This is a genomic window from Kocuria sp. BT304 (assembly GCF_003290245.1).
Lineage (GTDB): Bacteria > Actinomycetota > Actinomycetes > Actinomycetales > Micrococcaceae > Kocuria > Kocuria rhizophila_A.
In genome coordinates this window covers 1,445,250-1,467,706 of record NZ_CP030039.1, presented here as the reverse complement: position 1 = coordinate 1,467,706, position 22,457 = coordinate 1,445,250, and the positions used below count along the sequence as shown (strand labels likewise).

The following is a 22,457-nucleotide window of genomic DNA, read 5'->3' as shown; positions in this document are numbered from 1 at the left end:
GCTGGCGGGGATGAAACTCCTCGACTCCCTGGCCCCAGACCTCTCCGCCCCCGGTCACCGGTACCTGCGGGGTGACTTCGCGTCCAACCCGCTGAGCGAGGACGAGATCTACGAGGGGTTCCTCGGGTGGATCGCCTCGCGGGACATGGAGCTCTACCCGGCGCAGGACGAGGCCGTGCTGGAGGTGGCGAACGGCTCCAACGTCATCCTGGCCACCCCCACCGGCTCCGGGAAGTCCACCGTGGCCGTGGCCGCGCACTTCGCGGGCCTCGCGCGCGGGCAGCGCTCCTACTACACCGCGCCCATCAAGGCGCTCGTGTCCGAGAAGTTCTTCGACCTCTGCGAGATCTTCGGGGCGGAGAACGTGGGCATGGTCACCGGGGACTCCGCCGTGAACGCGGATGCGCCCATCGTGTGCTGCACCGCCGAGATCCTCGCGAACGTCGCCCTGCGCGAGGGCCGGGACGCGGATCTCGGCCTGGTGGTCATGGACGAGTTCCACTTCTACTCCGACCCCCAGCGCGGGTGGGCGTGGCAGGTGCCGCTCATCGAGCTGCCGCAGGCGCAGTTCCTGCTGATGAGCGCCACCCTGGGGGACGTCACTCGCATCGAGCAGCGGCTCACCGAGACCACGGGTCGGGCCACGTCCCTGGTCTCCTCCGGGGAGCGGCCCATCCCCCTGCACTTCTACTACTCCGAGCGGCCCATCCACGAGGAGCTGGAGGAGCTGCTCACCACCCACCAGGCGCCCGTGTACGTGGTCCACTTCTCGCAGCTGGCGGCCGCGGAGCAGGCGCAGAGCCTGATGTCCGTGGACGTGCTCAGCAAGGAGGAGAAGCAGCGGGTCGCGGAGCTCATCAAGGACTTCCGGTTCTCCGCGGGCTTCGGCAAGACCCTCAACCGGCTCGTGCGCCACGGGATCGGCGTGCACCACGCGGGCATGCTGCCCAAGTACCGCCGGCTCGTGGAGCAGCTGGCGCAGACCGGTCTGCTCAAGGTCATCTGCGGCACGGACACCCTGGGCGTGGGGATCAACGTGCCCATCCGCACGGTGCTGATCACCGCGCTGTCCAAGTACGACGGCCGCCGCACCCGCCGGCTCAGTGCACGCGAGTTCCACCAGATCGCCGGCCGCGCCGGGCGCGCCGGCTACGACACCGCCGGGACCGTGGTGGTCCAGGCCCCCGAGCACGTGATCGAGAACGAGCGCGCCATGGCCAAGGCACGCGCCAAGCACGGCGACGACCAGAAGAAGCTGCGCCAGGTGCCCAAGAAGAAGGCGCCCGAGGGCTTCGTCTCCTGGAGCCGCAAGACCTTCGAGCACCTCGTGGAGGCCACCCCCGAGCAGCTGAGCTCGTCCTTCGCCATCACCCACTCCATGGTGCTCAACATGCTGCAGCGCCCCGGGGACAACATCGCCGCGGGGTACCGGCTGCTCACCGCCGTGGACGAGCCCCGCGCCCGGCAGCGCGCCCTGCTGCGCCACGCCCTGTCCATCCTCAAGGAGCTGCTGCGTGCCGGTGTGGTGGTGCGGCTGCCGGAACCGGACGAGACCGGGCGCCGCTACCGCCTCACGGTGGAGCTGCAGGAGAACTTCGCGCTCAACCAGCCCCTCTCCCCCTTTGCGCTCGCCGCCCTGGGTCTGCTGGACCCCGAGTCCGAGACCTATGCGCTGGACGTGGTCTCGGTCATCGAGGCCACCCTGGAGAAGCCCCGCCAGGTGCTGACCATGCAGGAGAAGAAGGTCAAGGGCGAGGCGCTGGCCGCCATGAAGGCCGAGGGCCTCGAGTACATGGAACGCATGCGCGAGCTGGACGAGATCACCTACCCGCAGCCGCTGAGGGAGCTGCTGGACCAGGCGTTCGAGACCTACCGGGGTTCCGCCCCGTGGGTGTCCCAGTTCGAGCTGTCCCCCAAGTCGATCGTGCGGGACATGTATGAGCGCGCCATGACCTTCGGGGACTACGTGCAGTACTACGGTCTGGCCCGCTCCGAGGGCATCCTGCTGCGCTACCTCTCGGACGCGTACAAGGCCCTGCGCCAGACCGTGCCCGTGGACGCCACCACCGAGACTCTCACGGACCTCGTGGAGTGGCTGGGCGAGAGCATCCGCCAGACCGACAACTCCCTGCTGGACGAGTGGGAGAAGCTCGCCTCCGGCGAGGAGTCCCCGTCCGGGACCAGCGCGGACTCCCTGGAGGAGCTCGTGGCGGAACAGCCCGAGGGGGTCACCTCCAACCCCCGGGCCTTCCGCGTGATGGTGCGCAACGCCCTGTTCCAGCGCGTGGAGCTCTTCGCCCAGGAGAAGGAGAAGGTGCTCGGGGCCCTGGACGAGAAGTCCGGCTGGGACCGCGACCGCTGGGCGGATGCCATGGACGCGTACTTCGACGAGTACGAGGACCTCTACACCGACACCCAGTCCCGTGGCCCCTCCCTGATCCGCATCACCGAGGACCCCGAGGGGCTCCCGGGTTTCTGGACCGTGGTGCAGGTCTTCGACGACCCCGACGGCCACCACGACTGGGGCATCAACGCGCGCATCGACCTGGCGGCCTCCGACGAGGACGGCTTCCCCGCCGTGCTCGTGGACAACGTGGGTCCGGTGACGGACACGGGCCGCTGACGGCCCCACTATGCAGGTGGAACCGCATCTTCAGCTACTATGCAGGCGAGACCGCATGAACGAGAGGAGCGGATCGTGTTTGCGCTGACCGTGGACCGTCGCGACTCCCGCGCCGACGCCGAACGGCTGGACATGCGTGAGCACCTCGACGCGTGCCGGAGGAACCTCCCCCGCCCGCTCGTGGAGTGGGACATCACCGCCGGGGACGAGCTCCAGGCCCTCTACGACGACGCCGCGCCCGCCCTGCAGGCCGTCCTCGCCCTCGCCGACGCCGGCTCGTGGCACGTGGGTCTCGGCGTCGGGGACGTGGACCGCCCGCTCGCCGAGGCGGCGCGGGAGAACACCGGGGCGGCCTTCGTGGCGGCCCGCGAGGCCGTCCAGGCCGCGAAGGACGCGGGCGGCCCGGCCGTGCGCGGCGGCGAGTGGGCCGAACGCGCGGACGCCCTGCTGGGCCTGCTGTGCGCCGTGCGGGAGCGCCGCACGGACTCGGGTGCCGCCGCCGTGGCCCTGGCCGAGACCGGGATGACCCAGCAGCAGATGGCCCAGCACCTGGGGATCACGCAGTCCTCCGTGTCCCGGCGCCTCGACGCCGCCCTGTGGCACCAGGAGCACGCGGCCCGGGAGGCCCTCACCGCCGTGCTGGAGCTCGCGGACGGCGCCGCGGCGGCACCGCTTCGACGCTCCCCCGCCCGGTCCACGAGCCCGCTGGCCACTTCCGCCCCTGTCGAACATGGGCACGGGCACTCCGCGCGGCAGGACGCCCCCGCGCAGACCACCCACGCGGTGTCCTCCCGGGGAGGTACCCGCTCGTGACCCACATCCGCCCGCTCGCCACCGTGGTGCTTCCCCTCGCGCTGGTGCTCGTCACCGTAGCGTGGACGTTCGCCGCCGGAACCGTGCCGCCCACCTGGGCCTTCCCCGCCCTGCTCGTGGCGGGGACCCTGTCCGGGGATCCCGTGGTTCGTGCCGTGTTCGCGTTCGCGGACCTCTCCGCGGTGCGCGCCCAGCCCGGCGAGAGTCCGTGGAACGAGTCCGAGGCCGTGGCCGATCCCGTGGACCCGCCCCTGCGCGGCGGGCTCGTGATCGGCGCGCTCGAACGCGCCGCCGCCATCGTCTCGCTACTCACCGGCATGGTCGCGGGCATCGGGGTGGTCGTGGCCGTCAAGGGTCTCGCGCGCTACGGGGAGTTCACCAACGCGCAGCAGCGCGAGCAGTTCATCATCGGCACCCTGGTCTCGCTGCTGTGGGCCGCGCTGTTCGCGGGGGCGGCCCTGTGGTGCACGACGCCGCCGGGGCCCTCCGCCGGGTAGGTGACGGTTCTCCTCACGGGTGGGCCGCGCGCTCCTTCCCCGGGTGGGCGACCGACCCCGGGACTGGGCCGTGCGGCGTCGTCGGGCGGTGCAGCGGCCCGGCCGAGGACCCGCCGCACTGCCAGCCCTGCCGGGACGGACCTCAGCACGGTGCGCTGGCGCGGGCCCCGGCCCTGTTGCGGCACGGGCACGTGAAGGCCGGGGCCGCTGCGCTAGGCCGGGGACGAGCCCGCCCCGCGGGTGCCGCCCGCGTCGGAAGCGGAGGCGACGTCCGGCGCGGCACCGGAGGTGTCTCCCGCGTCCGGGGACGGCGTGCGCACCGCCCCCGTCTCCTGGAACTCGCGGTGCTGCCCACGGGCCGTTTCGAGCATGTGGCGGAAGCGCGCGCGGTGCTCTATCAGCTCGTTCTTGTGCTTCTCCGAGATCCGCGGGAAGTGGGCCTGCAGTGCGGAAAGCTCCGACGCAAGCTCGTTGCGCTCGGCCGCGGGGGCGTCGCCCGGCAGGGCCAGGTAGCGCTCCGTGAGCTCCTGGGTACGCTGAATGGTACGCAGCGCGCGGCCCTTGGGGCTGAGCAGGGACGCGAGGACCGTCACCACCAGCACCCCCACGATCACCGCGAGCGACGTTCCGATCCCGATCTCCACGACGGAGACGTGCTGGCCGTCGTTGATGAACGGCAGGGTGTTCTCGTGCAGCGCGTGCAGGATGAGTTTCACGCCGATGAACGCGAGGATCACGGACAGCCCCCACGAGAGGTAGATCAGCCGGTCCAGCAGCCCGTCGATCAGGAAGTAGAGCTGGCGCAGCCCCATGAGCGAGAACGCCGTGGCCGTGAACACGATGTACGGCTCCTGCGTGAGGCCGAAGATCGCGGGGATCGAGTCGAGGGCGAAGAGGATGTCGGTGCCGCCGATCGCCACCATCACCAGCAGCATGGGGGTCAGCGCGCGCTTGCCGTGGTGCACGGTGAACAGCTTGTCGCCGTCGTAGTGCTCGGTGGTGTGGAACAGCCGCCGGGCCAGGCGCACCACGATGTTGTTGGCGTCGTCCTCCTTGTCCTGCGCGAGCTCCCCCTTGATGAGGTTGCCCGCGGTGAACACGAGGATCAGGCCGAACAGGTAGAACACCCAGGCAAACGCGTTGATCGCGGCCGCGCCCACGAAGATGAACGCCGTGCGGGCCACGAGCGCGAAGACGATGCCGAACAGCAGGACCTTCTGCTGGTCCGCGCGCGGCACTGCGAAGGACCCCATGATGATGAGGAACACGAAGAGGTTGTCCACGGACAGGGCCTTCTCCGTGACGTAGCCGCCGTAGTACTCGGCCATCAGGGTGGGCCCGTCCAGGACCAGGATCACCAGCCCGAACAGCAGGGCGATGCCCACGTAGACCGCGGACCACACCGCGGCCTCTCGGACGGTGGGTTCGTGCGGCGTGCGGACGTGGAAGAGGAAGTCGTAGACCAGCAGGCCCAGGATGAGGGCAATGGTGATGCCCCACTGCAGGGAGGTGATCTCCACGGAAGGGTCTCCTTGTGGGTGTGTGAACCGCACAAGTCTCTCCCCCACGTCCGCCGCACCTCGGGTGGGCGATCTGACGTGGTCCGTGCCCGGCCCGGCGGTGGCGCCGAACGTACTGACGTACACGGAAGGTGAGGGATACTCCCTTGATCGTGGACCATCCTACCGGCTGCGGGAGCTGCCGCCCAGTCCCCCGGTGCAGACGACGGCGCCCCACCGGTTCACCGCCGGTGGGGCGCCAGAGCGCGAGGTGCTGTGCCGGGCGTGCTGCTACTTGCCGCCGTCGGCCTGGGCCAGGCGCTGCTCCCGCAGCCCGTGGGCACGCTCGAGGAGGTCGCGGTAGCGGGCCTCGGACTCGATGAGCTCGTCCCGGTACTTGGCCTTCACGGAGGGCAGCTGGTCCCGGTACTTCTTCATCTTCTCGGCGGCCTGGGTGCGTTCCTCCAGCGGCGCGGACTCCGGGAGGCTGAGGTAGCGCTCGGACCAGTCCCGCGCGCCGTTGATGATCCGCACCGCCCGGCCCTTGGGGCTGAACAGGGACGCCACGACCGTGAGCACCAGCACCCCCACGATCACCGCGAGCGAGAAGCCCGTGCTGACCTCCACCACGTGCACGGACTGGCCGTCGTTGATAAAGGACAGGGTGTTCTCGTGCAGCGCGTGCAGGATGAGCTTCACGCCGATGAAGCCCAGGATGATGGCCAGGCCCCAGGACAGGTAGATGAGCCGGTCCAGCAGCCCGTCGATCAGGAAGTACAGCTGGCGCAGGCCCATGAGCGAGAACGCCGTGGCCGTGAAGACGATGTAGGTCTCCTGGGTGAGCCCGAAGATCGCGGGGATCGAGTCCAGCGCGAACATGATGTCCGTGAGGCCGATGGCCACCATGACCAGCAGCATGGGGGTCATCATGCGCTTGCCGTCCACCTCGGTGAACAGCTTGTCCCCGTCGTACTCGTCCGTGGTCTTGAGGAAGCGCTTGGCCAGGCGGACCATCACGTTGTTGGCCTCGTCCTCCTCGTCCGCGTCCGTGACCTCACCCTTGACCAGGTTGCCCGCGGTGTAGATCAGGAACAGCCCGAACACGTAGAACAGCGCGGACCAGCGGTTGATCGCCGCGGCACCCACGAAGATGAACAGGGTCCGGGCGATCAGCGCCACGACGATGCCGAACAGCAGGACCTTCTGCTGGTCCGCCCGGGGCACCTTGAACGAGGCCATGATGATCAGGAACACGAACAGGTTGTCCACGGACAGCGCCTGCTCCGTGACGAAGCCGGCGTAGTACTCCGCGGCGAAACCGGGCCCGTCCCAGAACAGCACGATCAGCCCGAACAGCAGGGCGAGGGTCACGTAGAGGCTGGTCCACATGGCCGCTTCCTTGACGGTCGGCTCGTGCGGTTTGCGTGCGTGGAAGATGAAGTCGTAGGCGAGCAGGCTCACGATCACCGCGATGGTGATCCCCCATTGCAGTCCGGAAATCTCCACGGGTACCCCTTAGGCGTGAGAGTGGCAGGGAACAACCCGGGACCGGGCCGTACAGAGCCGCCAGTTTACCCGACGGCTCCCGCCGGTCCCGGGCCGCTTGGCCCGGCTCACGCGTGCCCGGCGTCCTTCATCCGGCGCAGCTCCTTCTTGAGGTCGGCGATCTCGTCCCGCAGCCGCCCGGCGAGCTCGAACTTCAGCTCGGCGGCCGCGTTGCGCATCTGCTCGCTGAGGCTCTCGATGAGCTCCACGAGGTCCTCCGCCGGGGCCGCGGCCACGCCGTCCCGCAGCAGCTTGGACTCGGCCGCAGCGGCCGCGCCGTCCTTCTCGGAGTTCTTTCCCTTGCCGCCCTTGACGGGGGCCGTGTGGTTGTTGGCCGCCGAGCGCTGGGCCAGCAGGGTTTTGGTGTCCTCGTCCTCGCGGGCCAGCTGGTCCGTGATGTCCGCGATCTTCTTGCGCAGGGGCTGGGGGTCGATCCCGTGCTCCGTGTTGTACGCCACCTGGATCTCGCGGCGGCGGTTGGTCTCCTCGATGGCCACGTCCATGGAGCGGGTGATCTTGTCCGCGTACATGTGGACCTCGCCCGAGACGTTGCGGGCGGCACGGCCGATCGTCTGGATCAGGGACGTGGTGGAGCGCAGGAAGCCCTCCTTGTCCGCGTCGAGGATGGCCACGAGGGAGACCTCGGGCAGGTCCAGGCCCTCGCGCAGCAGGTTGATGCCCACGAGCACGTCGAACGTGCCCATGCGCAGCTCCCGCAGCAGCTCCACGCGCTTGAGGGTGTCCACGTCCGAGTGCAGGTACTGGACCTTGACACCGTGCTCCATGAGGTACTCGGTGAGGTCCTCCGCCATGCGCTTGGTCAGGGTGGTCACGAGCACGCGCTCGTCCCGCTCCACGCGCAGCTCGATCTGCTCCAGGAGGTCGTCGATCTGGCCCTTGGTGGGCTTCACGACCACCTGCGGGTCCACGAGTCCCGTGGGACGGATGATCTGCTCCACCACGGAGTCCACCTTGGACATCTCGTACGGGCCCGGGGTGGCGGACATGTACATGGTCTGCCCGATCCGCTCCAGGAACTCCCCCCACTTCAAGGGCCGGTTGTCCATGGCGGAGGGCAGGCGGAAGCCGTGGTCCACCAGTGTGCGCTTGCGGGACATGTCCCCCTCGTACATGCCGCCGATCTGCGGCACGGTCACGTGGGACTCGTCGATGATCAGCAGGAAGTCGTCCGGGAAGTAGTCCAGCAGGCAGTGCGGGGCGGAGCCACGCGGGCGGCCGTCGATGTGCAGCGAGTAGTTCTCGATGCCGTTGCAGTAGCCCATCTGCTCCATCATCTCGAGGTCGTACTGCGTGCGCATGCGCAGCCGCTGGGCCTCCACGAGCTTGTTCTGGGACTCGAGCTCCTGCAGCCGCTCCTGCAGCTCCTGCTGGATGGACTCGATGGCGGTGGCCATCCGCTCCGCGCCGGCCACGTAGTGGGAGGCCGGGAACACGTACATCTCCTGCTCCTCGTTGATGACCTCCCCGGTGAGCGGGTGCAGGGTGTAGATGGCCTCGATCTCGTCCCCGAAGAACTCGATGCGCAACGCGTTCTCCTCGTACATGGGGATGATCTCCACGGTGTCACCGCGCACGCGGAACGTGCCACGGTGAAAGTCGACGTCGTTGCGCACGTACTGCATGTTCACGAACTGGCGCAGCAGAGCGTCCCGGTCCATCTCCTGGCCCACGGCCAGGGTGACCATCTGCTTGACGTACTCCTCGGGCGTGCCCAGGCCGTAGATGCACGAGACTGTGGAGACCACCACGGTGTCCCGACGGGTCAGCAGCGCGTTGGTGGCGGAGTGGCGCAGCCGCTCGACCTCCTCGTTGATCGAGGAGTCCTTCTCGATGAAGGTGTCCGTCTGCGGGACGTAGGCCTCCGGCTGGTAGTAGTCGTAGTAGGAGACAAAGTACTCCACGGCGTTGTTCGGCAGCAGCTCCCGCAGCTCGTTGGCCAGCTGCGCGGCGAGCGTCTTGTTCTGCACGAGCAGCAGCGTGGGCCGCTGCACGGCCTCGATCAGCCACGCCGCCGTGGCGGACTTGCCGGTGCCCGTGGCGCCCATGAGCACCACGTCCTTCTCCCCGCCCTGGATGCGTTCGGAGAGCTCCGCGATGGCCTTCGGCTGGTCCCCGGCGGGCTGGAACTCCGAGACGACCTCGAACGGGGCGACCACACGGTTGATCTTCTGGGCGAGCGACATGGCATCAGCGTACGCGCGCCCTCAGACACGCACGACGACGACGCACGGCCGCCCGGGTGCCCCACCGCACCCGGGCGTGCTCCACCCCTGCGAGACGATCCACGGCCCCGGCTCGGGCTCCACCGCCCGAGCGGCACAGGGCGAGCCCCACAGGTCGGGCCGGCCCACCCAGCGCCACGGCGGGTCAGCGGCGGCCGCGGTGCGGGCGGCGGATCAGCCCGTCTCCTCCGCCCACCACTGCCGGACCTGGCGCTCCAGCTCCTGCGGGGTCCCGGAGTTGTCGAACACCGTGGTGGCCACGGCGCGGCGCTGCGCGTCCGAGGCCTGGGCGGCGATGCGGCGGCGTGCGTCGTCCGGGTCCATCCCGCGGTCGGCGACCATGCGGCGGACCCGCTCGGCCTCGGGGGCCTCGACCACCAGCACGCGGTCCATGTCCGCGTGCTGGCCGGTCTCCACGAGCAGCGGGATGTCCTGCACGAGCACGCCCCCCGGCGGCACGTCGGCCGCGAGCCGCGCGGCCTCGGCGCGCACGAGGGGGTGCATGATGGCGTTGAGCTCCGCGAGCTTGGCCTCGTCCGCGAACACGATCCCCGCCAGCGCCGCGCGGTCCAGGCGACCGGTGGCCGCGTCCACCACGGTGTCGCCGAAGTGCTCGACCACGGCCTCGTAGCCGTCCTCACCCGGTTCCTGCAGCCGGCGCGCGATCGCGTCCGCGTCCACCACGACGGCCCCGAGCTCCGCGAGGCAGCGGGAGACGGTCGACTTCCCGGAGGCGATGCCCCCGGTGAGCCCCACGCGCAGCACGTCAGTGCGCCCCGGGCGTGCGAACGGCGTCGTCATCGTCGGTGGCCTCCTTCGGTTCGTCCTCGTCGAGCACCGGGCGGACGACGTCCTCCCAGATCTCGCGCACCTGCTCGCGGACCCGCTCGACGCCGTCGTCGTTGACGATCACGCGGTCGGCGACCTCGCGGGTCTCGTCGTCGGAGGGCGCCTGGTCCACGATCTCCCACGCGACGTCCGCGGGCACGCCCTCGTCCCGGCGCAGGCGCTGCACGCGCTCCTCCGCCGGGGCCGCGACGGCCACCACGAGGTCGAAGCGGTCCCGCTGCTCGGTCTCCAGGGGGTCCCGCAGCACCTGGACCATCACGCGGTCGGGCCCGGCCTCGCGGGCACGACGCCGCGCGGACTCCCGCATGTGGGGCATCAGCAGCTCGTGGGCGCGCGCCCGGACGGTGTCGTTGCCGGCCATCAGCTCGTCCAGGGCGTCCATGGTCTCGGCGGCGTCCGCCCCCGGGCCCGTGGGCAGCTGCTCACCGAAGATGCGGTCCACCTCCGCGCGGGTCTCCGTGCCGGACTCCAGCAGCTCCCGCCACATCTCCGCGCTGTCGAGCATGACCGCGCCGAGCTCCTCGAACGCGTGGGCGGCGGTGCGCTTGCCCGCCGAGGCGCCGCCCGTGAGAGCGAGCTGGAACACCGGGCGCCCCTCCTGCTCGCGCTGCCAGTGCCACGTGCGCGGCTGGTGGGTGTCGTGCTCGGGCTCGGTGCCCACCTCGTACTCGGGGCGGATCACGAACTCGGACACCGCCGAGGTGTCCTCCTGCGCCCGGCGGTGGTACTCCTCCGCGGGCAGCACGCGCTTCCACTGCCGGGTGCGCATGGGCCGCGCGGTGCCGGCGTCCTGGCGCAGCGCCTGCAGCAGCATCACCGCCTGCAGCACCTCGAGGACCATCACCGGGGCGCCGATCACGATGATGACCTCCTGCAGGGCGTTGAGCCCGTTCTCGCCCGAGGTCACCACGATGGCCATGCACACCGCGCCCACCGCGAGGGTCCAGAAGATCCGCTGGCGCCGCGGTGCCTCGTCCTCGTGGCCGTTGGCCATGGCGTCCATCACCAGGGCCCCGGAGTCGATCGAGGTGATGAAGAAGACGGTGATCACGATCAGCGCCACGATCGCCGTGACCGCGAACCACGGCATGGACTGCAGGAACTGGAACAGGGCCGCCTCCGCGTTGCCCTGCGTGACGATGGTCTCCGTGAGGCTGCCCTCGGTGCCGGGGGCGCGGTCCACGCGGATCGCGTTGTAGCCGTAGATCCCCATCCAGACCACCACGAACGCGGACGGCACGCCCAGCACGCCCACCACGAACTCGCGGATGGTGCGCCCGCGGGAGATCTTGGCCACGAACATGCCCACGAACGGCGCCCACGTGACGGTCCAGGCCCAGTAGAAGACGGTCCAGTCCCCGGACCACTGGCCGCCGCCGAAGGTGTCGTTGAAGAACGCGAGCGTGGGCAGCTGGTTCACGTAGCTGCCCGCGGACTCCACGACCGCGCGCATCGTGTCCATGCTGGCCCCGGCCATGAGCACGAACAGCATGAGCGCCACGGCCAGGATGATGTTGGCGTAGGACAGCCGCTTGACGCCCTTCTCCATGCCCGCGAGCACGGACGCCAGGCCCACCGCCGTGATCAGTGCGATGATCACGGCCTGGATCCACCCGGCCATGGGGATCCCGTACACGTACGTGAGACCGCTGTTGATCTGCAGGGCCCCGAGGCCCACGGAGACCGCGAGCCCGAACACGGTGGCCACGATGGAGAGGATGTCGATGGCCTTGCCCCACGGCCCGTGGATGCCGTCACCGAGCAGGGGGTGGAACGCGGAGGACACGCGCGGCGGGAGCTTGCGCTTGTACGTGAAGTACCCGAACGCCAGCCCCGGCACGGCCAGGATCACCCACATGTGCAGCCCGAAGTGGAAGTTGGCGATGTTCAGCGCCTCCACGGCCGCTTGGTCGGAACCCGGCTCCGTGCCGTACATGGGCGGGTTGGCGTAGTGGTTGATCGGCTCGGCCACTCCCCAGAACATGAGCACCGCGCCCACGCCCGCGGCGAAGAGCATCCCGAACCAGGTGAGGCCGGAGTACGCGGGTGAGGAGTCGTCGTCGCCGATCCGGACGCGCCCGTAGCGGCTCACCGCGAGGCCGAGCGCGAAGATCACGAGGGCGGTCACGCTGAACGTGTAGAACCACCCCGTCTGGTAGCGCAGCACGTGGGCCACCGCCCCGAAGATCCCCTGCACCGGTCCGGGGAAAAGCCCCATGGCCGCGGTGAACACCACCACCAGGGCCGCGGAGACGAAGAAGATGGAGGGCGTGGTGCGGAGCCCGAGTCGGTCGTGGAGGCGGTTGAGCACGGAGCTTGCGCTTTCGGTCGGGGTCGAGTGGGCGTGACGGTCGCCGCACGGGCGGCCGACCTCACTGTAGCGGCACCACCGTCCCCGGTCCGAGTCCGTCCGCACCGTGGGACGGGACCGCCCGTGACCGGAACCACCCCGCGCCGTGCCGGGGCGGCGGGCTCGTAGACTGGCGGGGTGTCCCCCGAACCAGCCACCGAGCAGTCCGCCCGAGACCTCGCCTCCTACACGGTGCTCCGAGCCGGGTCCGGCCACCGTGCCGAGCTGGAGATCAAGAAGTCCCGGTTCCTGGCCGTGCTGCACCGCACGGACACCGAGGACGCCGCCCGGGAGGCCGTCGCGGAGGTCGCGGCCCAGCACCGTGACGCCCGGCACCACTGCACCGCGTTCGTGCTGGGTGCCTCCCGCGGGACCACCCGCTCCTCCGACGACGGTGAACCCGCCGGCACCGCGGGCATCCCCATGCTGCAGGCGCTCACGCAGTTCGCGACCCCGCAGCAGCGGGCCGGGGGGCACCCGGGTGACCTCTCGGACGTCACCGCCGTGGTGGTGCGCTGGTTCGGTGGCGTGAAGCTGGGGGCGGGAGGGCTGGTGCGCGCCTACTCCGCCGCAGTGACCGCCGCGCTCGAGACCGCGCCGCTGCGCCGTCGGCTGCGCTGCCGGGAGCTGAGCTTCACGGCCCCGCACGCGGACGCCGGGCGCGTGGAGGCGGAGATCCGCGCCCACGGCTACACCGTGCTGCCCACCGACTACGACGCCGCCCGGGCCACCCTGCGCGTGCTCGTCCCGGACCGCGCCGACGACCTCGCCGACGCCCGCGACGGCCTGGCCGGGATCACCTCCGGGCGCGCGGACGTGCTCGACGGCGCCCCGCAGTGGCGGGACCTGCCCCTGGAGTGAACCCGCCCCGGACGATCCGGGAGCCCTCCTCGCAAACCCCGTGGCGGGTGTGCTCCGGCAGGGCGGTCAATGCAGAAGGTCCCGCACCCCTTCCGGGGTGCGGGACCTTCCGTCACGCGTCAGCGTCCCTCACAGGACGCCGTCACGCGGTGCTCAGTGACCGGTGAGCTTCTCGCGCAGAGCGGCGAGGGCCTCGTCGGACGCCAGCGTGCCGGAGTCCTCGGCCGGAGCCTCGGACGAGTAGCTCGTGGGACCGGAGGAGTGGCTCTGCGACGCCGGGGAGGACGAGGAAGAGGACGAGGTGGTCGCCGCCTCCTGGTCGTCCTGGATGTGCTTGCGCACCTGCTCCTTGTGGGCCTCCCAGCGGGACTGGGCCTGAGCGTACTGCTCCTCCCATGCCGCGCGCTGCTCCTCGTAGCCCTCGATCCACTCGTTGGTCTCGGGATCGAAGCCCTCGGGGTACTTGTAGTTGCCCTGCTCGTCGTACTCGGCGGCCATGCCGTACTGGGCGGGATCGAACTCGGTGGACTCCGGGTCCACGCCCTCGTTGGCCTGCTTCAGGGACAGCGAGATGCGGCGGCGGTCCAGGTCGATGTCGATGACCTTGACGAACAGCTCCTCGTTGACGGAGACGACCTGCTCGGCCATGTCCACGTGGCGCTGGGCCAGCTCGGAGATGTGCACCAGGCCCTCGATGCCGTCCTCGACGCGCACGAACGCACCAAAGGGAACCAGCTTGGTGACCTTGCCCGGCACGACCTGACCCAGGGCGTGGGTGCGGGCGAACAGCTGCCAGGGATCCTCCTGGGTGGCCTTGAGGGACAGGGACACGCGCTCGCGGTCCATGTCCACGTCGAGGACCTCCACGGTGACTTCCTGACCGACCTCGACGACCTCGGAGGGGTGGTCGATGTGCTTCCAGGAGAGCTCGGAGACGTGCACGAGGCCGTCCACGCCACCGAGGTCCACGAACGCACCGAAGTTGACGATCGAGGAGACGGTGCCGGTGCGGACCTGGCCCTTCTGCAGCTGCTGCAGGAAGTTGGCGCGCACCTCGGACTGGGTCTGCTCGAGCCAGGCACGGCGGGACAGCACCACGTTGTTGCGGTTCTTGTCGAGCTCGATGATCTTGGCCTCGAGCTGCTGGCCGATGTACGGCGCGAGGTCGCGGACGCGGCGCATCTCCACGAGGGAGGCGGGCAGGAAGCCGCGCAGGCCGATGTCCAGGATGAGGCCGCCCTTGACGACCTCGATGACGGTGCCGGTGACGACGCCGTCGTCTTCCTTGACCTTCTCGATGTCGCCCCACGCACGCTCGTACTGGGCGCGCTTCTTGGAGAGGATCAGGCGGCCTTCCTTGTCCTCCTTGGTGAGGACCAGAGCCTCCACCTCGTCACCCACGGCCACGACATCGTCGGGGTTGATGTCGTGCTTGATGGACAGCTCGCGCGAGGGGATGACACCTTCGGTCTTGTACCCGATGTCCAGGAGGACCTCGTCGCGGTCAACCTTGACGACGGTGCCTTCCACGAGGTCGCCGTCGTTGAAGTACTTGATGGTCGCGTCGACAGCGGCGAGGAAGTCCTCTTCCGTTCCGATGTCGTTGACGGCAACCTGCTGGGTGGTGGTGGTCATGTAGTAGGGACTCCGATGGAATTGGTCTGATGGATTGTCACTCCCGCGGCCGACCCGAGGGGCACGGCGCGGCGGAAGAGTAGAGCTCGGTGTAGGCGTGCGAAAACACGCACCGACCCAGTCTAGTGCTGGGCCGGTGCGGGTTCAAGCCTGCGGGACTCAGAACGGGGAGATGCAGTACGGCTCCGCCGGGGTGCTCATGAGGTCCTGCAGATCGCGCAGGGCGGCCTCGTCCCGCACGCGCAGCAGACCGGCGTCGTGCAGCGTGGACGCCTTGACGGCGCCGAGGTACAGCGAGCCGAGCAGGTCCACGGTGAGGGCGGCGTCGACGCCCTCGGGCAGCTCCACCGCGGGCAGAGAGCTGTCCGCGCGGTAGTCGTCGGTGCGCGGGCGGTCCGCCACGCGCTCGACCCGAGGCTGTGCACCCGTGGTGTCGATCGCGTAGATCCCGTCCGCGAAGCCCAGGGAGTCCACCACGGACAGGGTCATCCGCCGGTGGGCCGTGTAGCCGCGGGCGGACAGGGCGGCCACGGGGTCGAGGATCCGCAGCCACACGCGGTCCGAGCGCTTGTGCACCGTGTAGGCGGACATGTCCACCATGCCCCACATCAGGGGGTCCTCGATGGGTGCGGAGCCGTAGCGGACCTCCGTGACCAGATCCAGGTTGCACAGGAACTCCCACAGGGCGATCCGCGCCCGGGGATTCGCGCCCACGAGATCCACGACCTCCAGGGTTCCCTGGTAGCCCTGGGTGGGCAGGAACTTGTAGCTCACGTAGCCGTCCGGCTCACCCTGCTGGTCGTAGTGCACGGCGGTGCGCACCTCGGGCTCCGCGGCCCCCTTGTGCCAGTTCCACTGCCCGGAGACGTAGTCCCACCACTTGACGGTGCGCGTGAGCGAGCCCGCGGTGGAGCGGTGGAAGCGCTCGAAGATCTCCGGCGCCAGCCGCGCCACGGCCAGGTTGTCCGCCATCTCCACCGATCCCACGGTGGGTGCCTTGAGCTGCAGCCGGGTGTGGGCGTCCACCGTGATCTCGGCGTTGAAGGTGGCCGCGCCGAAGCCGAAGCGGCCGTAGATCGTGGCCTCGGAGGCCGTCAGGGCGGCCAGTGGGAAACCGGCCTCGTGCGCCTCGGTGAGGTCCTGCGTCATGAGCCGGCGCAGCAGGCCGCGGCGCGCGTGCGTGGGGCGCACCGTCACCTCGGAGATCAGCCACGCGGGGATGCTGCGCCCCTCCCCCAGGGTCAGCTCGGAGTCCCACGAGCAGAACGTGGCCACGGGCCGTTCCGCCCCGAGGGCCGCGGGCGGGACCGGGTCCGCGGTGTACACCGAGCGCAACCGGGTGCCCGCCGCCCGCAGGGAGCGCAGGATCCGCCGGGTGGCCTCGTCCGTGGGCTCGGAGTCGTGGAAACCCTGGTACACGGCGCGGTTCCACTGCACCGCCTCGGGGTTGTCCGCGAGCGAGCCCTCCCCCACGTGGAACCGCCGCAGCGTGTAGGTGTTGCCCCGTGCGCTGTGGGTGGTCTCGACGGGCTGGTCCTGCGGGGGTGTGGTGCTCATGGTGCTCCTTCGTTCCGTGCACCGGTCCCGGGGTTCCTCCCACGCGGGGGAGAAACCGTTCGGGGCCGTAGGGGTCTCGGGGGTGCGGTGCCCGGCAGCGGGGTCAGCGTGCCGAGCCGTTCGCGGGGGCGGGGTCAGTGCGCCGCCTGGTGCCACGTGCGGCCGGTGCCCACGTTGACGTCCAGCGGGACGGTGAGCTCCGCGGCCCCGGCCATCTCGGTGCGCAGGATCCGCTCCACCTCCTCGCGCTCACCGGGGGCCACCTCCACGATGAGCTCGTCGTGGACCTGCAGCAGCACGCGGGAGCGCAGCTGCCCGTCCCGCAGCGCGCAGTCCACGCCGATCATCGCCTTCTTGATGATGTCCGCGGCCGAGCCCTGGATGGGGGCGTTCAGGGCCATGCGCTCGGCGGCCTGGCGGGCCTGGCGGTTGTCGCTCGTGAGGTCCGGGAGGTAGCGGCGGCGGCCGTCGATGGTCTCGGTGTAGCCCTTGGAACGGGCCTCCTCCACGACGCCGCGCAGGAAGTCCCGCACGCCCCCGAAGCGCTCGAAGTAGCCGCTCATCATGGTCCGGGCCTCGTCCACCCCGATGTGCAGCTGCTGAGAGAGTCCGTAGGAGCTCAGCCCGTAGACGAGGCCATAGCTCATGGCCTTGACCTTGGAGCGCATCTGCGGGGTGACGTCCTCCGGGGCCACGTCGAACACGCGGGAGCCCACGAAGCGGTGCAGGTCCTCACCGCCGCGGAAGGCCTCGATGAGCCCCTCGTCCCCGGACAGGTGCGCCATGATGCGCATCTCGATCTGCGAGTAGTCGGCAGTCATCAGGCACTCGAAGGGCCCCTGGGTGTCCTCCCCCACGACGAAGACGTCCCGGATGCGCTGGCCCTGCTCGGTGCGCACCGGGATGTTCTGCAGGTTGGGCCCGGTGGAGGACAGCCGCCCGGTGGCCGCCACCGTCTGCTGGTAGGTGGTGTGGATGCGCCCGTCCTCGGCAATGGCGTCCCGCAGTCCGGCCACGATCTGCTTGAGCTTGGAGTACTCGCGCCAGTTCATGAGCGCCACGAGGAAGCGTGACCCGGCGGTGTCCGGGGAGACCTTGCCGATCAGGTCCGCGACGGCCGAGGCGTCCGTGGTGTAGCCGGTCTTGGTCTTCTTGGTCTTGGGCAGGCCGAGCTCGTCGAACATCACGGCCTGCAGCTGCTTGGTGGAGCCCAGGTTGACCTCGTGGTCGATCTGGGCCTGGGCCTGCTCGAACGCCTGGTCGATGGGGTGCTGCAGGTCCTCGAACAGGACGTCGATCCCCGGGCGGTCCATGGCGATCCCCGTGGCCTCCATGCGGGCGAGGATCACGGCGAGCGGCATCTCGAGCTCGGTGAGCAGCCCCAACTGCCCGTCCGCCTCGAGCAGTGCCCGCAGGTGCTCGCTCAGTTCGCGGCACGCCCGCCCCAGCGTGGCCTCGCGGACCAGCACGGCGTCGCTGACACCGCCGAGCGCGTCCTCGTCCTCCAGTGCGAGCGCGGTCTGTCCGTGCGCGTCCGCGCCGCCGGTGCTCTCCTCGGCGGCCGGGACCTCGACCTCCAGGTGCTGGGCCAGCTGCGACTCCAGCTCGTAGGAGCGCAGGGCCGGGCGCACGAGGTAACCCGAGAGCTGGACGTCGTCCACCACCCCGGCCAGCACGATGCCCCGCTGGATCAGCCCGTGGTAGAGGTCCTTGAGGCCGTCCACGACCTTGGCCGCGGTGGTGTCTCCGAGCCACTGCTCCACGGCGCGGGTCAGCTCCTGGTCGGCGGCCACGAGGTCCAGGGCCGCGCCCGTGGTGCCCGTGAGCACCAGGGCGGTGACCTCCTCGCCCGAGGGCGCCTTGGGGTCCGCGCTCAGCCGGCGCACGACGACGGGTGCGTCCTGGTCCTGCGCCTCGAGCCAGTCGGCGAACTCCGGGGCGGTGCGCACCCGGGTGACGTCCGTGACGGGGGCGAGCGCGGCGACGTCGTCCCCGGAGGTCTGCGCTGCGAAGGCCTCGAGCAGACGACCGCGCAGCTGGGAGCCGAACTCGAGCTCGTCGAAGACCTCCGCCACGCGCTCCGCGTGCGCCTTTGGCAGGGCCGTCGCGGAGAGGTCGATCTCGAGGGGCAGGTCCGTGACCAGGCGGTTGAGCTTGCGGTTGCGGCGCACGAGCTCCTCGTTCTCTCGCAGCGCCTCGCCCTTCTTGCCGGTGATCTGCCCGGCGTGCTCCAGCAGCGAGTCCACGGGGCCGTAGGCGGTGATCCACTTGGCGGCGAACCCGGGACCGACGCCCGGGACACCCGGGAGATTGTCCGCGGTCTCCCCCGTGAGCGCCGCGAGGTCCGGGTAGTTCTGGGGAGCCACCTTGTACTTCTCGTACACGGCGGCCGCGTCCATCCGGCGCAGGTCCGAGGGCGTGCGACCGGGGTAGACCACGGTGACGTGGTCGGTGATCATCTGGAACGCGTCACGGTCCCCGGAGAACACGAGGACCTCGAAGTCCTCGGCCGCGGCGCGGGAGGCGAGCGTGGCCAGGACGTCGTCCGCCTCGTGCCCCTCCATGGTGACGATCGGCACGCCCAGGGCCTCGAGGACGCGCTGGATGTTGGGAACCTGGCCGTGGAACTCCTCGGGGGTCTCGTCACGGCCGCCCTTGTACTCCCCGTACTCCTGGGAGCGCAGCGTGGGACCCTCGAGGTCGAAGGAAACCACCAGGTGGGTGGGCTTCTCCTCCCGCACCAGCTTGACCATGGTGTTCACGAAGCCGTAGACGCCCTCGGTGTGCACCCCCTCGGAGGTGACGAAGCCCGGGCCGTTGCCGTATTCCGCCGCACGGGAGAGCGCGAAGAAGGCGCGGAACGCCAGGGAGTGGCCGTCGATGAGCAGCAGCCGCTTCTCCGGGCGGGACACCGGCTCGGGCAGGGGCACCTGCTGCGGGGCGTCGGTCTTCTCGCCGATCACCACCGTGCGGGGTGCGCTCGGATCCTGGCTGGGCTGCTGGCTCGTCTCGGTCACGCCCCCATCCTAGGGGCAGCCCCGGACAGGCACGGGCGCTTCGCCTCAGGCCACCTGGTTGATGATGGCCTCCGCGACCTCGCGCATGGACAGCCGGCGGTCCATCGAGGTCTTCTGGATCCAGCGGAACGCCTCGGGCTCGGAGAGGCCCATCTTGGTCTGCAGCAGGGACTTGGCCCGTTCCACGAGCTTGCGGGTGGCGAACTGCTCCTTCATGTCCGCGACCTCGTTCTCGAGCGCGGCGATCTCCTCGAAACGCGACATCGCGATCTCGATGGCCGGCACCACGTCGTCGACCGTGAAGGGCTTGACCACGTACGCCATGGCCCCGGCCTCCCGGGCGCGCTCCACGAGCTCGCGCTGGCTGAACGCGGTCAGCAGGACCACGGGGGCGATCCGGTCCGCGGCGATCTGCTCGGCCGCGGTGATCCCGTCCATCACGGGCATCTTCACGTCCATGAGCACGAGGTCCGGGCGGTGCTCGGTGGCCAGGGCGACGGCGCGCTCACCGTTCTCGGCCTGCGCCACCACGCGGTAGCCGGCGTCCTCGAGCATCTCCACGATGTCCATGCGGATCAGGGCCTCGTCCTCGGCGACCACCACGGTCCGGGGGGTGGCGCCGGTGGTGTCCGCGCCGGACGCGGCCTGCGCGGAGACGGAGTCGCGAGTCTCGGCGTGGGGTTCGGATGCACTGGGGTCAGGTGCGGGGGATTCGGGTGCGTGGGGCGTATCCGTCACGGGCACTCCTCGGTTCGGGGGTCGTCTGCCTGCTCTCGACACCGAATCCAACCACGTGAGCGGCCTGGGCACCCCGTGAGACACGGCACAGTGCGGTCTCCGGCGGAGTCATCGGGCGCACCCGGTGTCCCCCTCATGCTAGACCCCGTCGTGTATGCTGTGAGCCGCGCGGGGCCGGGACCCCCGGTCCTCCGCGCTCCAGGGCCGCCCGACGGCGACCCCGCCCCAGCCCAAGTGGCGGAATCGGCAGACGCGCCGCACTCAAAATGCGGTATGGAAACATGTGTGGGTTCGAGTCCCACCTTGGGCACCGCGAACGACCCGGTCAGAGCACCGCGAGAACGGCCCCGTTGACACGGGGCCGTTCGTCGTCGACACGCCCCCGTGCCCCCCGCCCTCGCTGCGCCGCGCGGTGCGGCACCCGCCGCAAGGCGCCTGCAACGGCCGACGGCGCGGGGTGCCGGTCCCGAAGAACCGCGCCCCGCGCCGTCGTCACGCCCCGGAGGGCTCAGCCGATCACGGCTCGCGCCAGGACGCCGAGCCCGGCAGGCTCAGGCCCCACGGACGGATGCCCTCGTGCGGCTCGCGCTGCGGGGCCTCCCCCGCGTCCTGGAGGTCGCCCACGCGGTGGACCTTGACCAGGTTGGTGGAACCGGCGTGCCCGGGGGGCGAACCGGCGCAGATGACCACCATGTCCTCGGTGTCCGCGAGGTCGTACTCGAGGAGGTAGTGGTCCACCTGGCGCGTCATGTCGTCGGTGTGCTCCACGCGGTCCACGCGGATGGGCTGCACGCCCCACAGCAGCTGCAGCCAGGACTGCACGCTCTTCTCGGGCGTGAAGGCGAGGATCGGGCGGTCCGGGCGCAGCCGGGACAGCCGCCGGGCCGAGTCACCGGACTGGGTGAACGTGCAGATGTAGCTCACGTCCAGCTGCCGGGCGATCGTCACCGCGGCGCGGGTGATCGCGCCGCCGCGGGTGCGGGGCTCGGTGCCCAGCGGGGGCATGCGGTCCATGCCCTCGGTCTCGGTGGCCTCGATGATGCTGGCCATGGTCTCGAGCGTCTTGATGGGGTACTTGCCCACCGAGGTCTCACCCGAGAGCATCACGGCGTCGGCGCCGTCGAGCACCGCGTTCGCGCAGTCCGAGGCCTCCGCGCGCGTGGGGCGGGGGTTGTCGATCATGGACTCGAGCACCTGGGTGGCCACGATCACGGGCTTGGCCCAGCGCCGGGCCAGCTCGATGGCGCGCTTCTGCACGATCGGCACCGCCTCCAGCGGCAGCTCCACGCCGAGGTCCCCGCGGGCGACCATGATGCCGTCGAACGCGTCGATGATCTCGTGCAGGGCGTCCACGGCCTGGGGCTTCTCGATCTTGGCGATCACGGGGATCTTGCGCCCCTCCTCCGCCATGATCTCGTGCACGCGGGTGATGTCCTCGGCGTTGCGCACGAAGGACAGCGCAATGATGTCGACGCCGCGCTGCAGGGCCCAGCGCAGGTCCGCCTCGTCCTTCCCGCTCAGGGCGGGAACGTTCACAGCCACGCCCGGCAGGTTGATGCCCTTGTGGTCGGACACGGTCCCGGGGACCACCACCTCCGTGGTGACGTCCGTGTCGGTCACGGCCGTGGCGCGCAGGGCCACCTTGCCGTCGTCGATCAGCAGCGGGTCCCCCACGGACACGTCCCCGGGCAGGCCCTTGTGGGTCGTGGAGCAGCGCTCCCGGGTGCCCGGCACGTCCTCCACGGTGATGGTGAAGGTGTCCCCCACCGCGAGGTCGTGGGGCCCGTCAGAGAAGCTGCCGAGGCGGATCTTGGGGCCCTGCAGGTCCGCGAGGATGGCCACGGTGGCACCGAGCTCCTCGCTCGCGCGCCGCAGGTTCTCGTAGGACGCGCTGTGCACGGAGTGGTCCCCGTGGCTCATGTTCAGCCGCGCGACGTTCATTCCGGCCTGGATGGCTCGGGTGATGTTCTCGTGGGACGAGATGGCGGGGCCGATGGTGGCAACGATCTTCGCTCGACGCATGTGGTGACTCCCTTTCGGAGAGCGGATGGCTGGCACACACGGAAGAAGCGGCCGGGCCGGGCAGCCCACGCTGCTCGGCCGCGGCCGCTTCGCCGATGTTGCTCCCCAGCCTAGCAATCCGGGCGGGTCGGCGGTATGAGCGGACACATGTCCCGGTGGTTCCTGGCTCACACCCGGGGGACGCCCGGGCCACCCCCGGGGGACGACC

The 22,457-nt window shown here is 70.3% G+C and carries 14 protein-coding genes and 1 tRNA gene; 5 read left to right on the top strand and 10 right to left on the bottom strand.

Annotation, left to right across the window (positions count from 1 at the left end):
- The first annotated feature begins 10 nt into the window (after positions 1-10).
- The 3 genes from DNL27_RS06560 to DNL27_RS06550 all read left to right on the top strand — a co-directional run bounded on the left by DNL27_RS06560 (position 11) and on the right by DNL27_RS06550 (position 3,933).
- Entirely contained in the window at positions 11-2,623 is a 2,613-nt protein-coding gene (locus tag DNL27_RS06560) for an RNA helicase (protein WP_112235058.1), read from the top strand.
- 75 nt (positions 2,624-2,698) lie between these two features.
- The gene (locus DNL27_RS06555; protein WP_112235057.1) at positions 2,699-3,436 is read left to right on the top strand and encodes a transcriptional regulator; all 738 of its coding nucleotides are present in this window, start codon (positions 2,699-2,701) and stop codon (positions 3,434-3,436) included.
- On the top strand, positions 3,433-3,933 hold the full coding sequence (locus tag DNL27_RS06550; protein WP_012398264.1) for a hypothetical protein: 501 nt from the start codon (positions 3,433-3,435) through the stop codon (positions 3,931-3,933). Before DNL27_RS06555 ends, DNL27_RS06550 begins: the two co-directional genes overlap by 4 nt.
- Positions 3,934-4,145: 212 nt before the next feature.
- On the opposite strand, the gene DNL27_RS06545 is transcribed toward DNL27_RS06550, so the two are convergent.
- The 5 genes from DNL27_RS06545 to DNL27_RS06525 form a co-directional block, all read right to left on the bottom strand.
- Positions 4,146-5,453 carry a TerC/Alx family metal homeostasis membrane protein gene (locus tag DNL27_RS06545; RefSeq protein WP_112235056.1) on the bottom strand — a complete coding sequence of 436 codons (1,308 nt, stop codon included), beginning with the start codon at positions 5,451-5,453 and terminating at the stop codon, positions 4,146-4,148.
- Between the two features lie 270 nt (positions 5,454-5,723).
- Positions 5,724-6,938 carry a TerC family protein gene (locus DNL27_RS06540; protein WP_112235055.1) on the bottom strand — a complete coding sequence of 405 codons (1,215 nt, stop codon included), beginning with the start codon at positions 6,936-6,938 and terminating at the stop codon, positions 5,724-5,726.
- A 107-nt stretch (positions 6,939-7,045) separates the two neighbouring features.
- Positions 7,046-9,181 (bottom strand): excinuclease ABC subunit UvrB, encoded by a 2,136-nt coding sequence (uvrB, locus tag DNL27_RS06535; RefSeq protein ID WP_112235054.1) that lies wholly within the window; start codon positions 9,179-9,181, stop codon positions 7,046-7,048.
- Positions 9,182-9,394: 213 nt separating this feature from the next.
- The gene (gene coaE / locus DNL27_RS06530; RefSeq protein WP_050738045.1) at positions 9,395-10,021 is read right to left on the bottom strand and encodes a dephospho-CoA kinase; all 627 of its coding nucleotides are present in this window, start codon (positions 10,019-10,021) and stop codon (positions 9,395-9,397) included.
- Positions 9,987-12,380 (bottom strand): dephospho-CoA kinase, encoded by a 2,394-nt coding sequence (locus DNL27_RS06525; RefSeq protein WP_239494258.1) that lies wholly within the window; start codon positions 12,378-12,380, stop codon positions 9,987-9,989. The genes coaE and DNL27_RS06525 overlap by 35 nt, the downstream gene beginning before the upstream one ends.
- Positions 12,381-12,557: 177 nt before the next feature.
- Between DNL27_RS06525 and DNL27_RS06520 the strand changes: the two genes are divergently transcribed.
- A complete protein-coding gene (locus tag DNL27_RS06520) occupies positions 12,558-13,280 on the top strand; it encodes a YigZ family protein (protein WP_112235052.1) in 723 nt (240 codons plus the stop codon).
- A 153-nt stretch (positions 13,281-13,433) separates the two neighbouring features.
- Here DNL27_RS06520 and rpsA read toward each other — a convergent pair whose 3' ends face one another.
- The 4 genes from rpsA to DNL27_RS06500 form a co-directional block, all read right to left on the bottom strand.
- A complete protein-coding gene (gene rpsA, locus DNL27_RS06515) occupies positions 13,434-14,915 on the bottom strand; it encodes a 30S ribosomal protein S1 (RefSeq protein ID WP_112235051.1) in 1,482 nt (493 codons plus the stop codon).
- 159 nt (positions 14,916-15,074) lie between these two features.
- The gene (locus tag DNL27_RS06510) at positions 15,075-16,472 is read right to left on the bottom strand and encodes a GNAT family N-acetyltransferase (RefSeq protein ID WP_112235050.1); all 1,398 of its coding nucleotides are present in this window, start codon (positions 16,470-16,472) and stop codon (positions 15,075-15,077) included.
- A gap of 134 nt (positions 16,473-16,606) precedes the next feature.
- On the bottom strand, positions 16,607-19,489 hold the full coding sequence (gene polA, locus DNL27_RS06505) for a DNA polymerase I (protein ID WP_112235049.1): 2,883 nt from the start codon (positions 19,487-19,489) through the stop codon (positions 16,607-16,609).
- Positions 19,490-19,534: 45 nt separating this feature from the next.
- Complete coding sequence (locus tag DNL27_RS06500; RefSeq protein ID WP_050738108.1) at positions 19,535-20,092, bottom strand: ANTAR domain-containing response regulator; 558 nt, start codon at positions 20,090-20,092, stop codon at positions 19,535-19,537.
- A 363-nt stretch (positions 20,093-20,455) separates the two neighbouring features.
- Between DNL27_RS06500 and DNL27_RS06495 the strand changes: the two genes are divergently transcribed.
- Positions 20,456-20,537, top strand: a tRNA-Leu gene (locus tag DNL27_RS06495).
- Positions 20,538-20,743: 206 nt separating this feature from the next.
- Here DNL27_RS06495 and pyk read toward each other — a convergent pair.
- Complete coding sequence (gene pyk, locus DNL27_RS06490; protein WP_012398253.1) at positions 20,744-22,249, bottom strand: pyruvate kinase; 1,506 nt, start codon at positions 22,247-22,249, stop codon at positions 20,744-20,746.
- Positions 22,250-22,457 lie beyond the last annotated feature (208 nt).